Source organism: Caballeronia udeis, from assembly GCF_001544555.2.
GTDB classification, from domain to species: Bacteria; Pseudomonadota; Gammaproteobacteria; order Burkholderiales; family Burkholderiaceae; genus Caballeronia; species Caballeronia udeis.
In genome coordinates, this window is record NZ_FCOK02000091.1 from 1 (window position 1) to 14,852 (window position 14,852).

Below are 14,852 nucleotides of genomic sequence, written 5' to 3' on the forward strand. Positions count from 1 at the left end.
TCCGCAAAGTGAGGTTGCGGACGCAATCGTGAGCCTTCTCAACAACGCAAGCTAGGTGTGTGAAATCGCGCGCTTACCAACAATCAATCTGAAGGAACTTAACCCAGTGCATAAAACATACGATCCTAAGTCTATCGTCCAACCTGGCCCAACGTATCACCACGGTATGGAAATTGTCCCAGGGTCTCGGACTCTGCATATTTCAGGGCAGATTGGTGTGGATCGTCATGGACACGTTGGCAGCACGGTACGAGAACAAGCTGATATCGCGTTCGCAAATGTGCATGCAATCCTGGAGGCCGCAGGAATGAGACTGGAAAACCTGGTACGGATTCGCTGCTTTTTAATCGACGTGGCCGATATCGAGGTTCTCAAAGCGTCGCGGGCGGCTTTCTTAGGGGAGGCGCGACCGACGTCATCCCTTTTGATTGTGAAAGCTCTTGGCGATCCATCCTGGTCGGTTGAGGTTGAAGCCATCGCTGCAAGTTTCGCTTAGGGAAGAAATGCGGAGCCCGTGCGTACGGGAACAGAGAATAAAATTTTTCGAAGTAAACCGCAAAGCACCATATTCATTCATCAGGTCAATTCACCTCGCGCGACCGCTAAGGGCGCTAAGGGACTACGCGGAAAATTATAGCGTTGGATGACAACATTCAAGGGAATTGCTCCGTGTGAAAGAATACACAACGGATTTTTTCGTCTCGCGAAACGGAATTTAATTTACGTAAAAAATCGGCGTGTTTTAATTTTAATAAAGTACGCAGCAAGTAACACGACGAATGGGAGCGTGCGACTTTGGCCGCGTCGGTTTTACTGACTCCGTTGTAGAAAAGCAGAGCTGAACTCGGGCTAGGAGACGGGAAAATATTAATCACAAGGAGCGAGAACATGACGATTTCTCCAAAAAATATTCTTTTCATTCAAGTGGACCAGCTTACACCGATAATGATCCCCGCATACGGTAATGCGGTCGCAAACGTGCCGAATTTATCTTCTCTCGCAAGTGGTGGGACGGTGTTCGATTTTGCATATTGCAATTCCCCGCTGTGTTATCCGTCGCGTTCTTCCATGATGTCCGGAAAACTGCCTTCAGAGATTGAGGCATACGATAATGGCTCGGAACTGCCAGCGTCCGTTCCGACGTTTGCACATTATTTGAGAAGAGCGGGGTATCAAACCTCGTTAAGCGGGAAGATGCACTTTGTCGGACCCGACCAGTTACATGGATTTGAGGAGCGACTGACCACAGACATTTATCCTGCGGATTTCAGCTGGACGGGCGATTGGAATTCGACGTTTCAAGAACACAATAACGATACAACGGCATTTACGCAGGCAGGTCCGTGTGTAAGAAATCCGCAGATCGACTATGACGAGGAGGTGCTACACCGCGCGAAACGTAAGCTATTTAACCTAGCTCGTAGTAGTGATCCTCGACCATTTTTGTTAGTGGCTTCATTCACCCAGCCTCATGATCCATATCAATGCGAGGAACGCTTCTGGGATTTATATCGTGACGAAGATATCGATATGCCGATCGTCTCAGCGATCCCCTTTGACGAGCAAGATCCATACACTCAACGCCTTCTCACCCAGTATCGGCTTCGTGATTTCACCCCCACACCGGAACAAATCAAGCGGGTACGGCGTGCCTACTATGGAATGATTTCGTATATCGACGAAGCAGTCGGCGTCCTTCTTCAAACGCTCAAGAGCACGGGACGTGATAAAGACACCATTGTTATCTTCACAAGTGATCACGGGGAGATGCTGGGCGAACGAGGACTTTGGTACAAGAGGTGTCTGTACGAACACTCTGTCCGCGTGCCGTTAATCGTGAGACACCCGGAATTTGGTGCAGGCATTCGCGTCAAGGAGAACGTTTCCCTGATCGATCTGCTGCCCACAATGCTTGAACTTGCCGACCCCACAGGATCACTGAAGGCCGTTGACAAAATTATTGGACAAAGCATCGTGCCTTGTCTGAAAGGCATTAAGAGATATGAAGGCACGACGTTTGTCGAATGTTTATTCGAAGGTGCCGGAGCACCTATCATGATGGTGAAAAAGGGAAGTTATAAGCTCATCACATCGCTGCGCGATCCGGAACAGCTCTTCGATCTTTCGAGTGACCCGAAGGAGCTTACGAACCTGCTCGCAAATCCAAGTCACGCGAACAAATACAAAGAGTTGAAATGTATCGCAAAAGAGCAATGGGATCTCGAAAGGATCGAAAGCGCCGTCTTGCTCAGTCAGCGCCGTCGCAAGTTTGTCCATCGCGCGCTTACCGCAGGCGCTTACACGCCTTGGGATTTCGTGCCAACCGATCAAGGGAGCGGGCAGTGTCTGCGCGGAGGCTATGCGGAGTGGCTCTCTACGAATACTCTCGGATCAAGATTTTCTTAGTCGATCGCGCGACAGAGTTAGTTGACAACTGCATTGTTTATGAAGCCACCTGGTGCTTTGTCTATTACCGCTGAATTCCTCTCTGCGCTCGGTCGAGACTCGTCCTGCGGAGTCTGCCGTTTTTTGCGCCGTGCGTGACATTAAATGATTGCTCCAAACGTCCTTGGAGCCTCTTCTACAATTTATCCGTTGTCTAAATAAAGTCACGAATGTTTAGAGCGGAATGCTTAACATTGGAGATTCTCATGAAATCTCGCTGGACTAGATTGCTGCCCGTTATGATCGTTGCCTTCATGATTGCGTTCATGGATAGGACCAACATCAGTTTTGCGATCCCAACGATGGGCCGGGACCTCGGACTCACGCCTTCGCAACTTGGGTTTTCGGCAGGTGTTCTCTTTCTCGGTTATGGTTTAGCGCAGTTGATCGGCGGATGGATTGCAGATCGAGGGCATGGAAAACTTCTGATCACAGTAACATTAGTGGTGTGGGGCTTTGCCGAAATTGCGCAGGCTTACGTAAAAAACGCCGACCAACTTGCAGTCGTTCGTGTTGTGCTTGGGCTTGCGGAGGGAGGAATGTTTCCGACTTTCATGTTGTTCATCAATAATTGGTTCTCTCCGTCAGAGCAAACACGCGCGAATGGGATTTGGCAGATCTGCTATCCTTTGGCTGCGATGGTCAGCGGCCCGCTTGCAGGCGTCATTCTGAGAATGGGAAACTGGCGAGATCTCTTTATTGTCGAGGGTATTTTCCCGCTGGTTTGGGTCGCTGCATGGGTTTGGGGCGTGGCTGATTCGCCGGCTAAGGCCAAGGTTAAGTGCATCTGAAAAATTGAAGCTGCTTGCTCACCTGAAGAAAGAACGGCTATCTGTGACCGACCTGAATGAGAATCCAGCTGAAGACAAGGCTACCTATTTTTCGGAACTTAAAAGACGCCCTTTGATTGTTTTCCTCTTTGCTATCTTCTTCTGGAACCTTGGTTTCCTGGGCGGTTTCAAGGGTGAAGTGCAACAGGGGTTTAATGTTTAGAGCTTGGGGGTTGGCTTGCTGAGGCAAGTGTCGCAGCGAATACCTCGAATGGCGAATGAAACGCATGAGTAGCGCGCGGCCGGCTGTTCAGGCTGTCGGCAATGGCATCGAGTTCGTCCTGACTGTAGACCGAGAGGTCGGTGCCTTTAGGTAAATACTGGCGCAGCAATCCGTTGGTGTTTTCGCAAGTACCGCGTTGCCAGGGACTGTGCGGGTCGCAGAAGTACACGTTCACGCCGGTGGCGGCGGTGAGTTCCTGATGGCGCGACATCTCTTTGCCTTGGTCATAAGTAAAGCTTTGCCGTAACGGCGCAACAATCGAATTGAGTTTGGCGGAGAAGCCCGCGAGCGCTGAGGCGGCGGTGGCGTCCTCCATCTTGGCAAGCAGCACCAGGCGGCTGGTGCGTTCGACCAGAACGCCGACAGAGGATTGATTGTTCGCACCCTTGATGAAGTCGCCTTCCCAGTGACCTGGCAGCAGTCGGTCTTCAATTTCGGGCGGTCGCACGTGGATACTGACCATGTCGGGAATCTGTCCGCGCCGGTCTGTGCCCCGCGTGCGTGGCATGCGCGTGCCGTGGCCGTGGCGCAGGCAGGCAATGAGTTGGCGGCGCAGTTCACCGCGCGGCTGAGCATAGATTGCCGTGTAGATGGTTTCGTGCGAGACGTGCTGGGTCGAGTCGGTCGGATACATGCGCTTCAGTGTGCCCGATATCTGCTGGGGCGACCATTTCCACTCGAGCAAGGTGAGAGTGATGCGCCAGCAAACGCTTTGCAGGCAAAGCTTCGACGGACGGCGCGCTGCGCGACGGCGTGCGCTGCAAAGCGCTGCAGCGGGCACCGATGCGTAGCCAACAGGAGAGCTGTTTCGCACTAACTCACGGCTGATAGTTCCCGGTGAGCGCCCGAGTATGCGGGCCATGGCCCGCATACTCGAACCCTGCAGATGCAAGCTCGCAATGGTTACGCGTTCTTCAGGCTGAAGTTGTTGGTAAGAAGTTTTTTCGGGCATCGCGACACCTTATACGAGACAGGTGTTGCAGTTCACATTTGAGGCCGCCCTGGGATTTATCATTTGGATGCCTAGTGTCATGGCGGCAGGTGGAAATGTGAGCGCCGCTTCTGTGGGTTGGCTCAGCGCGGTTCCTTTTCTTATGGCTATCATCGTAATGCAAATTCTTCCCTTGTTTGTCAAAGGGACGGGGAATCTGAATCGAGTCGCATCGTCGACTATACTGATTTCTGGATTGAGTATTGTGCTAGGTGCCGCATTTGGCGATGTATCCATCGCGCTAAACATTGTGTTACTGGTAATTGCTGGAGCGACCTTGTACGCTTCTCAGCCACCTATCTGGTCAACGCTCAACACAATCGTTTCAAGGAAGGTTGCAGGCAGAATTGTCGGGACGATGAATGCGTCGGGAGTGATTGGAGGCTTCTCGGGTTCTTATTTGGTTGGAGTGGCACGCGACGTAACCGGTAAGTTCTCTGCGGGCCTTTGGGTGCTTGGAGGGTGTTTAATTCTGTCAAGCGTTCTTTTTCTTTGGGTCAGGCAATCGCAAAGCCTGGAGGTACCTGCAGTAGCTTAAGGTACATATGCGCCGGTCTTGATGGCCTGTTGACCCAATTGGGCCGATGTAAGTCGATTCGGTTATTTCTCGTCTCGACGCAGAAGCGCCATAGCGATCACGATTTTGGACGCGTGCGTAAGTCGCCCCTGCAAAATGCAATTCATCAATCGATGCGAACCGAGCGAGGAATGAGAAAGCCGCCTCGCTTGCATTGACGCGAAAGACCGGCGCGAGAGCGCAAGCGCAAAAAACACTGGTTCGATGCCGAGCCGGACGATAACTACCGATCCGTTGTTGCCGGATCGTGACTATGTCGGCAATGCAATGATGCCCGCACTCGCGCAATGCGAGATTCCGTTCTGCATGCGGGTCGATGCACGTAACTGGAAGTGCGCCACCTTCTTCGCCAGCAGCGGCGAGGCCGAGCCCGTGGGTGACGCTGGAGGTGCCCATCGAGCAGAATGCCCACGACTGAACTGGCGCGCACGTGGAGCACCGTGCGTCTGATCCGGGACATCCGTCTTAGCGGTCGGGTGCGTGTGTTGATGACCTCGCTGATCAATGGCCAGTGTTATCTGGCTGCGTCCTTCGGGCTACACTATTATTATCGGTGCTGGCGGGGAGAGGAGGCATTCAAACGCCTGAAGCACCGATTGCGGCTGGGGGCGTTACGGACCCAGACTACTTGGCATTGCGGCAGGATTTCGGCGCAAAAATCCTCGCTGGCAGCCTGTGCACGCTGCTCAATGAGCTTGATTCGCCGCACTTTGATGAATGTGGCAGTAGTCCTAATCGCGTGTACGCGCTGGAAGCACTCAAGCCAATTCTCGGTAGATGCCTTCTGCGTATCCGGCGCTGTCTGGATAACAACCTCACCCGGGCGCTTGCGGTGATCCGCTAGTCCCGATGCCGCATACAGCCTTCACGCTCCTACCCAGACCACTCGGAAAAGCCAAGCTCGAGTTCCAGCTCGCGTATAAACTCGCTTCATGGAATGGAGCGTAAGTTGAGAATATTGGCTATTACCGTCCCTACACTTCGGGCGCGCTGCCGTCTATTCTTCGCGTGCCTGCTATTACCGTTCCTACGAAAATTAACGCGGAACCCAGGATTGTCATCGACCTTGGAATTTCATGAAATACCGCATACCCCAATAACTCTGCCCAGAGGAGTGCTGTGTACTCGGTCGGTGCCAGTCTCGCGGCTTTGATCTTTGAATATGCAGTAATCAAAAGAATATGGCAACCAAGACCCAGGAACCCGACAACGGCAAAAATGAAGAGATCCTCCGTTTCCGGACTTTTCCAGGCAATTATTGCTGGGGGTAGTAGCACGAGTGCTGGGCCGGCATTCTGAAAAAGAAGGACAGTCTCCATGGCATCGCTACCTCTGCGGGCTCGTACGAGGATCAGATTGCTTGCATAGGTGAGAGCAGATAACACTGCGGCTACTGCTCCTAAGTAAGCGCCTTTACCATATCCAGTCAAGCTGATCTGCCCGAAGAAAATGACAACAATTCCGGAAAATCCGATTGCCACGGAGAGGAGAATTCGTTTTTCATACCGTTCCTCAAGAACCAAGTTGCCGAGAATAATAATGAAGAACGGAGAGAGAAAGGAGAGCGCGACCGCATCAGCGAGCGGGAGAGTGCTGAGGGAAAACGAAAACATGATTGTTGTTGACGCAACAAGCACAGAGCGTACGCTGTTGGCGAGAATCGAGCGACAGTGGCGCTGCCGAGGACGTCTGAAGGTCCAAAATGCGAATGAGCCAGCGGTTCCGAATAGGTACCGGACAAATGCGATCTGGAAGACGGAGTATGACGCAGACTCAAGTTTTACGAGCACGTCTGTAATGCAAAACATCCCAATTCCGATAATGGCTAATGGGAAAGCTCTATTCATAAAACCGCTGACATAGATTTTCGTATCGAAATTGATAGGTAAATATGAGGTCTTCAGTTTTCTGTTGACGCATTGCCAATCCCGATGCTGATGGAGTCGGAGGGTCACTTTTGTCGCAGAAGCGGGCCACATCCGAAGAGATGGCCCGTCATTTACATTAACGTGAACGTGACATTCGGGAAGTGAATTTCCCGTCCGGTCCTCATTGTGCTCGTGAATTCACCGCTATCCTCAGAAGACTGCGTTGGACATTTGAACTGCGTGCCGGGAGTCTCAACGCGACGTGCGCACTCATCTGGATAACAGGACGCTACAATTACGCCGTAAGTGATTTCAACGCCTTAAGGACTCTTTCGACTTCCTGTAAGGTATTGTAATGTGCCAGACCAATCCGAAGCACACTGTCCTTTTCACTCAAGCCTAAAGTTCGGACTGCTTCCAGCGCGTAGAGGTTTCCACACCAAACATTGATACCTTGCTCGGCTAAGGCGCGGGCCAGCGAGGTATTGCTGTGTCTGTCGTGTGTGATTGACACAGTCGGGACTCGCTCATGAAGCCGTTTGGAGTCGGTGATTCCGTGTACATGCAGGCCGGGGATTTCCAGCAGGCCCTCAATCAACTGTTCCACCAAGGGAATCTCGTATGCTGTGGCAGCCTCGTAGCTGTGAGCCAGGACGGCTCGTCGATCACCTATACCGCCCGTCTGCGCTCCAAGCCAGGCGAGATAATCGGTAGCAGCGGCCAATCCCGCGAGAAGTTCTGTTTGGGGCGTGCCAGTACCATGTCGACCCGGCAGGTCTTGGGGAGCCGTGCGAACAGCGTATGGGTGAAGGTCAGCCAGAATCGACTCCCGGCCCCAGAGCACCCCAAGATGCGGTCCAAAGAATTTGTAGGACGAGCAGGCAAGAAAGTCGCACCCGAGTTGGCCAACGTCTACCAATCCATGCGGAGTAAATTGCACGGCGTCAACATAAACCAATGCCCCGGCTTGCTTAGCAATTTGCGTAAGTTCCTTGACGGGATTGATCGAGCCGGTCAGGTTACTTGCATAGTTCAGCGCCAGGATTCGCGTCCTGTCAGTAATCAAGGCTTTGAGATCGGCCGGCTCGATGCGCCACGTATCCCGATTGAAGGGTAGCCAGCGCACGGTCAACTTTTGGTCCTCAGCCAGGCGAAGCCACGGGGAGACGTTAGCCTCATGATCCATGCGGGTGACAATGATTTCATCACCCGGTTTTAGCAGATGTCCCAACGAGCGGGATAACTGGAACGTCAACATGGTTGTGGACTGACCGATCAGAATTTCATTGCCCGACGCGGCACCCAGCAATTCGGCCATCGTCTCGTGCGCTCGCGCTTTCGTTGCAGTCGCATTCCGGGACGTGGCGTGGAATGCGCCATAATTGCTTGCTGCAGCGACAAAAGAAGCGGAGACCGCTTCGATGACACGAGTCGGCACCTGCGTGCCCGCGGGGTTGTCAAAAAAAGCAACCGACGAATTCAATGCCGGAAACTGATCACGCACTTGCTGAATTGGGAAATTTGTCAAAGGAAGCTCCACGAGTAGGTGTCGAATTATTCTCGTTTGGAGGCACGCCAGCCACCATCCTCCCTAAGGAGGATGATCGGCTAGTGGCACGCACTTGGACGTGAGCTATCCTGGATGTGCCTTCGACTCCCATTGGGGTTGACTTTCATCGTCGCTGTCGCCTCGCCTGATGTCGCGGGTTTTCTCTGCGCGACGTCTTTCTCCCGGGACCCGCGACCAGATTGTTTAGGGTAGCGAACATTTTTACGTCTGAGTCGGCTGTCTGGTTTAAATCAATGTTAGTTCGTTGCATGTGTCGCGGCGAGGTCGCGTAACACATGAAGCACGTCGCTTGCCGGTTGGTTTTCCAAAGAACTGTCCGGGTTTGTGGTTCGAGTTTGGCTGTGCAAGTTCGAATTCACCCGCATATAAACCAGGCGGAACATTTGGCGGGGGCACCTCCGGACGGAATTGGCTAGAGGGTATGCGTGCCTGATCTAGCTGAGGACTGCCTGCCGTATTGGACGTTTTCAGAAGGTCAGCGAGGCGCCTCCTCCTTCGGTAGGATGGTGACCAAAAAAAGGTCGTCCCAATATAGATCAAGCACCATTGACGGAGACGGCTGTGACGATTTTTCCTTTGGGGCGGATAGGCGTTCAAGACGATGCCGTGCATTCATCTGCTGCTTCCGAGTTTTCAAGCCTACGAGAAACGAGCGTGGTTAACGAATCAACTAATAACGGTGAAGACGGGAAGGAAGTAGTTCGACTCGAAAACATTAAAAAACGGTTCGGAGCCTTGGAGGTACTCAAAGGCGTATCTCTTACCGCCCGGAAAGGAGATGTTATTGCTTTGATTGGGTCATCGGGTTCAGGCAAGAGCACAATGCTTCGCTGCACCAATCTTCTCGAGATACCCGATGCCGGGCGAATCGTGGTCGGCGACGAAGAAATGAGTCTTAGACCAGCTTCAGACGGACGGATGGAGGTTGCGGACATTGCTCAACTACAGCGAATCCGCAGTCAGCTTGGCATGGTATTTCAGAGCTTCAATCTGTGGGCGCATCGAACGGTTTTGGGGAATATTATTGAAGCCCCGATTCATGTATTCAAGGTGCCAAAGGCTGAAGCGATCGAGCGCGCCGAGGAGCTGCTTCACAAAGTCGGACTCTATTCTAAGAAGGACGTCTATCCCGCCTTCCTGTCGGGAGGTCAGCAACAACGAGCGGCAATCGCTCGAGCGCTTGCGATGCGTCCGAAAGTAATGCTGTTTGACGAGCCTACTTCTGCCTTGGACCCCGAACTCGTTGGCGAGGTACTTCGCGTAATTCGCGATCTTGCCGCCGAAGGGCGAACGATGATTGTTGTTACACACGAAATGGCGTTCGCCCGTGAGGTAGCCAACCATGTTATGTACCTCCATAACGGGATCGTCGAGGAGGAAGGCTCTCCGCAGCACGTGTTCGGCTCACCAGACAGCGATAGGTGCAGGCAATTCGTCAATGCACGGGCAGGCTGATGCACTCGAGGCAGATGACAGTCTCAATTTCCCAACGTCTGAATTCCGCTGGAGATAATCAACATACAGTGAAACTGGAGGAAGGGGCATCCGCAAGCACGATATCGCAGTTCATCAGAATTATTCAATTAAATTATACGAATACTTAACGACCGATCAGGAGAGATATAAAGAGATGAAAACGCTGAGCAAAAAACTAATTGTGGCCGCAGCAATCATGTTTTCATATGGCATGGCTTCATCGGCGTTGGCTGATCCCGTCAGAGTAAGTGTTGCCGGTGAACCAGCCCCTCCGCTTGCCTGGAAGAATGCGTCAGGAGTTTGGGAAGGTTTTGAAGTCGATCTTGCGAAAGCAGTGTGCAAGGCGAGCGACATCGATTGCGTAATTGTCTCGACTGTGTGGGATGGAATCATCCCAGCCTTGCAATCAAAGAAAATCGATGTTATCTGGGCGTCAATGTCGATTACACCTGAGCGGGAAAAGAAAATTGCCTTTACGATTCCCTACTACAATTCGCCTGCCGAATTTATTGGAAATAAAGACGATAAATTCGATTTCACCAAAAATGGATTGAAAGGGACGACAGTTGGCGTTGAGGCGAACACCACATTTGCACAGTTCATGCAAAAGGCATATCCGAGCGCGACTGTCAGACTTTATAACAGCCAAGATGCTGCTACCGCCGATCTTAGCGCTGGGCGGGTCGATCTGGTTATCTCCGATGCTGTAGCGCTGGATGATTTTATAAAAGGTGGCGGAAACGCGTGCTGCGAGCGCAAGTTTCTTCCAAAAGATCCTCTTCTGGATAGCGGTATGGCGGGCGGAATTCGCAAAGACGATAGCGCTTTGAAGGCCAAATTTGATGCCGGTATCAGGGCAATTTATGCCAGCGGCGAGTTCAATAAAATTGAAAAAAAATACTTCAAATTTGATGTTGGTGTCCCTCCGAAGAACTGATCGGAGCAGCCTGGCTGCTATTGTCAGCTATCTCGACAAACCAAATAGCCTATGTCGGAGCAAATGCGGGCCTCGCGCCGCCTGGCCTAGATGGAGGTGGGGCGACGGTTCAGCTGGCTACTGTTGCGCCAATCTTGTTGGTGTGTTCGATTCTATAACTCGGAATGAAACTCACTATGGAAAAATTCCTAAGTTCTTTGTGGTCGGGATGGGGTATTCAACTGTTGCGAGGTCTAGTTGTAACCATCGAGATTTCCGTTGGAGGCTACATCGCGGGCCTTTTAATAGGGGGGGTGGTTGCGGGGGTGAAGCTGGGTGGCCCCAAATGGGCAGTGAAAATAGCAAACGGCTATTCAACCATATGCCGGGCAGTACCAGAGATACTGCTGATTCTGATTATATTCTACGCTGGCCAATCAGGTTTGAATGCCTTACTTGATCTGATCGGTGTTGGAACCGTAGGCATATCGGGTTTTTTCGCGGCGATCGCGGTATTGGGTATCGTGCAGGGGGCCTATGCGTCCGAGATTTTGCGTGGCGCCGTACTCGCCATTCCGCGGGGGCAGATAGAGGCTGCAAAAGCATTTGGTATGCATGGCGTGATCTTGTTCGGGCGCACAATACTACCGTTGATGGTGCCATACGCCTTTGCAGGCCTTTCTAATCTTTGGATGGCCATCATTAAGGATTCTGTACTGGTCAGCGTTGTTGGCTATAATGAATTGACGTTTACGGGAACGCAAGCGGCGGGTGCCACCAAGTTTTACGTACAATACTATTTGTTACTGGGTGCAATCTATTACGTTGTAACGCAGTTCTCGAATGTGTTTATCAATATATTCGAGGCAAGTTTTCTCCGCTGGACGCCGAGATCTGAATAATCATGTGGATGAATTTGTTAAACTGGGTTGTGAGTAATTTCCAGTGGATAGGCACATATTTTATAACTGCGATAATTCCCGGAATTATTGTAACGCTGAAATTGCTGGTTTTTTCGGGCCTGCTCGGGTTCCCGTTTGCTGTAATTGTAGGATTTGGTCGTATATCACGGAATAAACTGATATACGGAGTTGCATCGGTGTTCGTTTCGATTATCAGAGGTACACCGCTGCTCGTGCAGATGTTTTTTTATTATCGGGGGTTGGGGTCGCTCTTGCCGTCAATTCCTGGTATTCGACATAGTTTCATGTGGCCGTATCTTTCGGACGGATTTTATTATGTTGTTTTTGCAAACGTTTTGAGCGTGGGGGGATACGTCGGCGAAGTCGTGCGTCGTGCGCTGCTTTCCGTTCCCAAAGGTGAAATTGAAGCAGCACGGGTCTATGGGTTTCGGGGTGCTGCTTTGGTGCGGCGAATCTGGCTTCCACGTGCAATGCAGGCGATGATGCCTACGTTCGCCGGAGAGACTGTTATGCTTTTAAAGTCTACTGCCTTGGCATCGCAGGTTGCTGTTCTTGATTTGTTGGGCCAGATTAACGTCATCCGCTCGGAGACGGCCGTCACTTACACGCCGCTGCTTGTCTTGGCAGTTGGCTACTTGGTTATCACTCTCGTCATCGAAGCGGTGTTTCGCAGATTTGAGGCAAATTTCGCTAGATCGACGCGGTTGTTGGCGGCTTGATGCATAGAGAGATGGGAAGCGCTCTCAGGAGGATGGACAGAGGCGAGGGACCAATTATTCCTCTGTTGTCGTGGCCTTCTCACGCCGTTCCTTCGCAGACGACGCGGTAGCGGGCTGCGGCGAGTGGGAAGTGCAGCCAATGCCCATTTCGGTTCGTCGCGACTTTATCGCTCCGCGGTACGGAAGACATACCTGAAAGGGCGGCTGCGTAGCACGTCGGATAAATTTTACCGTTGCACAACCATAGCAAATTCGCCTCCCAAGTAACCGTCCGACTAGGTCCGTTCTTGACCGCAGGTTGATATCGAATATTTGAACGCAGTGCGTTGAATGCAGGCGACGTCCTCACCAAGCTAATCCGGTATGCCGCCACATTGCGGACGGCCTTGACTTCGGTGAATTGGGTCACTGTGCCCACGATTCCTTTGTGGACACAGTCACATTTGTGCTCCAGGAAAGCACGTGAGCGCCTTCATAAAGCGCCTACACAGTCATGTGTCGGACGGTTATCCCTCAAATCAATTCAATCGGTGACTTCCCCACGTCGAATATTTTCGCGAGGTGAAACTCTGCATGCTGTACGCAGGATAATGTCTCTGGTTTACTGGTCCTGTAAATGCTGGCGTCTGGAGCCGAGTTTGATGGATCGTCGCGGTGGACTGGCAATGATTTGCCTTCACATCCAGTAGCCGACTACACGACTACTGATGGCAGCGATTTGTTCCAGGCCGACTAGCTTGGACGTGTTCTCTGTCCTCTGCAATGGAGGACGAATCCATGAATTGTTCCTCTACGTGAATTTGCGTTCCGGCTCTTTCAATGCGAATGGGATCGGAGAGGTTATTGCTCCTTGCACTTGATGACAAAAATGCGATTTATATTGGCTAGTGGTCAGTCGTTGTCTTACCGTCGCAGACCCATCACCGGACTCGAGGGTGCATTTGCTGATTTTTCCGTCTCTTTGCCGACGGCGACGACAGAGATGCACGACGTTGTCGTGGCAAGGGGGAGACGCGCAAACTATGCTGTCGCTCTGACCTGAAGGAATGTACGATGCCAAGTTTTTCTGCATTCAACGACAAGAGCGAGCTGGTGGCTCCTCTGCCGGCCTCGTGGATGGCTGTCAGTGTGAAAATTATCGAGCACCTGGAAGACGCAGTTCTACCTGAACTGTTGGCTCGTGCGCTGGATACGTTGGTCCAGTTCGACGACTGCGAGCAATTTGTCTACCGTGATGATGACAATCCGATTCATGTCTACGACTCGTCGTTAAGCGCATACGCTAAGGTGGGATTGACCAATTACGTGAAAAACACTTACGTGCTCGGTCCTTTTTACAAGAGATATCGAGTCGGCCTGAAAACAGGGGTCTATCGATTGCGCGACATGATTCCCGACGGATCATTCTTCGGTGCCGGAAATCTAAAGAATTACAAGGTTTCAATTAAGGCATCTGAAGAGCTTGGATATCTTACTGAAGGATGGCCCGAGGGAAGGCAGGAACTCTGCATTGCTTTGGAACTGCCTATGGGCGAATGTGCGGGAATCACGCTCTCACGGCGATCTGGTGACGCAGGCTTTTCGCCCAAGGACGTGGAGGCGGTGACCTCGGTCATCTCTTTCCTGGCTGCAGCGTTTCGGCACTACTGGCGCGTGGCTCGTTTTTGTTATTTGGGAAACGGGCGTCGTAAGGGTGCTGACGTAGATCTTCAGGTGTTCGATGGAGACGTGTTGAGTCCACGAGAGAGAGAGATTGCCCAACTATTGCTACGCGGTCACTCCACGCTTTCGATCAGTCTGCAACTCGGCATCTCGATAACTACAGTCAAAACGCATCGCAAGAACCTATATGCGAAGTTGGGCATAGCCACTCAATTTGAGCTGTTTTCACTTTTCAAGAATTATCATCACGTAGCGACTGCGAGCGAAGAGATATCTTCCTTGTCGCGAGCCATTTCGTAGCTTAACGGGTAGGCGAGGCTAGATTGGCATCAAGGGCAGATTCCGCGCAGGCAAGTACGTCGATGGTACGCCGCTGTACCGGATGGCCCACGCGCTGGCTCGCACTGGCATCGAAGTCGGACGCGGCACGCTGGTGAACTGAATCATCCGGCCCGCAGAACTGCACTACCGCCGGGGGCGCTTCTGTCGCACCTGCAGATTCACAGTGATGAGACAACGGTGGAGGTGCTCAAGGAGCCCGGCAAGGCCGCGCAGAGCACGTCGTACATGTGGGTGTACCGCAACGCCGAGGAGCAAGTGCGGTGACACCAATCGGTGAAGCGGACAGTGGTACGAAAAGTATTCCTAAAAT

At 52.0% G+C, this 14,852-nt stretch carries 14 protein-coding genes and 1 pseudogene; 12 read left to right on the forward strand and 3 right to left on the reverse strand.

The window, feature by feature from the left end:
- The first annotated feature begins 166 nt into the window (after positions 1-166).
- The 4 genes from AWB69_RS38845 to AWB69_RS48315 all read left to right on the forward strand — a co-directional run bounded on the left by AWB69_RS38845 (position 167) and on the right by AWB69_RS48315 (position 3,438).
- A complete protein-coding gene (locus AWB69_RS38845; RefSeq protein WP_156529131.1) occupies positions 167-496 on the forward strand; it encodes a RidA family protein in 330 nt (109 codons plus the stop codon).
- A 392-nt stretch (positions 497-888) separates the two neighbouring features.
- Complete coding sequence (betC, locus tag AWB69_RS38850; RefSeq protein ID WP_062092093.1) at positions 889-2,406, forward strand: choline-sulfatase; 1,518 nt, start codon at positions 889-891, stop codon at positions 2,404-2,406.
- 245 nt (positions 2,407-2,651) lie between these two features.
- On the forward strand, positions 2,652-3,236 hold the full coding sequence (locus AWB69_RS38855) for an MFS transporter (RefSeq protein WP_062092094.1): 585 nt from the start codon (positions 2,652-2,654) through the stop codon (positions 3,234-3,236).
- Positions 3,237-3,240: 4 nt separating this feature from the next.
- On the forward strand, positions 3,241-3,438 hold the full coding sequence (locus AWB69_RS48315; RefSeq protein WP_156529132.1) for a hypothetical protein: 198 nt from the start codon (positions 3,241-3,243) through the stop codon (positions 3,436-3,438).
- Here AWB69_RS48315 and AWB69_RS38860 read toward each other — a convergent pair.
- Complete coding sequence (locus tag AWB69_RS38860; RefSeq protein WP_062092095.1) at positions 3,428-4,450, reverse strand: IS30 family transposase; 1,023 nt, start codon at positions 4,448-4,450, stop codon at positions 3,428-3,430. The genes AWB69_RS48315 and AWB69_RS38860 overlap by 11 nt on opposite strands.
- 25 nt (positions 4,451-4,475) lie before the next feature.
- Between AWB69_RS38860 and AWB69_RS38865 the strand changes: the two genes are divergently transcribed.
- A complete protein-coding gene (locus AWB69_RS38865) occupies positions 4,476-5,027 on the forward strand; it encodes an MFS transporter (RefSeq protein WP_062092096.1) in 552 nt (183 codons plus the stop codon).
- A gap of 667 nt (positions 5,028-5,694) precedes the next feature.
- Entirely contained in the window at positions 5,695-5,910 is a 216-nt protein-coding gene (locus tag AWB69_RS38870) for a hypothetical protein (protein WP_062092097.1), read from the forward strand.
- A 130-nt stretch (positions 5,911-6,040) separates the two neighbouring features.
- Here the strand turns inward: AWB69_RS38870 and AWB69_RS38875 are convergent, their stop codons facing one another.
- The gene (locus AWB69_RS38875) at positions 6,041-7,045 is read right to left on the reverse strand and encodes a DMT family transporter (protein WP_082913784.1); all 1,005 of its coding nucleotides are present in this window, start codon (positions 7,043-7,045) and stop codon (positions 6,041-6,043) included.
- A gap of 184 nt (positions 7,046-7,229) precedes the next feature.
- Positions 7,230-8,462 carry a cysteine desulfurase-like protein gene (locus AWB69_RS38880; RefSeq protein ID WP_062092118.1) on the reverse strand — a complete coding sequence of 411 codons (1,233 nt, stop codon included), beginning with the start codon at positions 8,460-8,462 and terminating at the stop codon, positions 7,230-7,232.
- Between the two features lie 696 nt (positions 8,463-9,158).
- Here AWB69_RS38880 and AWB69_RS38885 point away from each other — a divergent pair.
- The 6 genes and pseudogenes from AWB69_RS38885 to AWB69_RS46420 form a co-directional block, all read left to right on the forward strand.
- Positions 9,159-9,959, forward strand: coding sequence for an ABC transporter ATP-binding protein (locus tag AWB69_RS38885; RefSeq protein ID WP_062092119.1), 801 nt, complete (start codon positions 9,159-9,161; stop codon positions 9,957-9,959).
- A 175-nt stretch (positions 9,960-10,134) separates the two neighbouring features.
- Positions 10,135-10,917, forward strand: coding sequence for a transporter substrate-binding domain-containing protein (locus tag AWB69_RS38890; RefSeq protein WP_062092099.1), 783 nt, complete (start codon positions 10,135-10,137; stop codon positions 10,915-10,917).
- 176 nt (positions 10,918-11,093) lie between these two features.
- Complete coding sequence (locus tag AWB69_RS38895; protein WP_062092100.1) at positions 11,094-11,798, forward strand: ABC transporter permease; 705 nt, start codon at positions 11,094-11,096, stop codon at positions 11,796-11,798.
- 2 nt (positions 11,799-11,800) lie between these two features.
- A complete protein-coding gene (locus AWB69_RS38900; RefSeq protein WP_231937379.1) occupies positions 11,801-12,538 on the forward strand; it encodes an ABC transporter permease subunit in 738 nt (245 codons plus the stop codon).
- Positions 12,539-13,591: 1,053 nt separating this feature from the next.
- The gene (locus tag AWB69_RS38905; protein WP_062092101.1) at positions 13,592-14,500 is read left to right on the forward strand and encodes a helix-turn-helix transcriptional regulator; all 909 of its coding nucleotides are present in this window, start codon (positions 13,592-13,594) and stop codon (positions 14,498-14,500) included.
- Between the two features lie 52 nt (positions 14,501-14,552).
- Positions 14,553-14,794, forward strand: a pseudogene (locus tag AWB69_RS46420) (IS66 family transposase); the annotation flags it as partial.
- Between the last annotated feature and the right edge of the window lie 58 nt (positions 14,795-14,852).

Coding starts and splice junctions, on each gene's coding strand:
- AWB69_RS38845 (WP_156529131.1), top strand. CDS start 167: ATGGAAATTGTCCCAGGGTCTCGGACTCTGCATATTTCAGGGCAGATT.
- betC (WP_062092093.1), top strand. CDS start 889: ATGACGATTTCTCCAAAAAATATTCTTTTCATTCAAGTGGACCAGCTT.
- AWB69_RS38855 (WP_062092094.1), top strand. CDS start 2,652: ATGAAATCTCGCTGGACTAGATTGCTGCCCGTTATGATCGTTGCCTTC.
- AWB69_RS38860 (WP_062092095.1), bottom strand. CDS start 4,450: ATGCCCGAAAAAACTTCTTACCAACAACTTCAGCCTGAAGAACGCGTA.
- AWB69_RS38875 (WP_082913784.1), bottom strand. CDS start 7,045: ATGTGGCCCGCTTCTGCGACAAAAGTGACCCTCCGACTCCATCAGCAT.
- AWB69_RS38890 (WP_062092099.1), top strand. CDS start 10,135: ATGAAAACGCTGAGCAAAAAACTAATTGTGGCCGCAGCAATCATGTTT.
- AWB69_RS38895 (WP_062092100.1), top strand. CDS start 11,094: ATGGAAAAATTCCTAAGTTCTTTGTGGTCGGGATGGGGTATTCAACTG.
- AWB69_RS38900 (WP_231937379.1), top strand. CDS start 11,801: ATGTGGATGAATTTGTTAAACTGGGTTGTGAGTAATTTCCAGTGGATA.
- AWB69_RS38905 (WP_062092101.1), top strand. CDS start 13,592: ATGCCAAGTTTTTCTGCATTCAACGACAAGAGCGAGCTGGTGGCTCCT.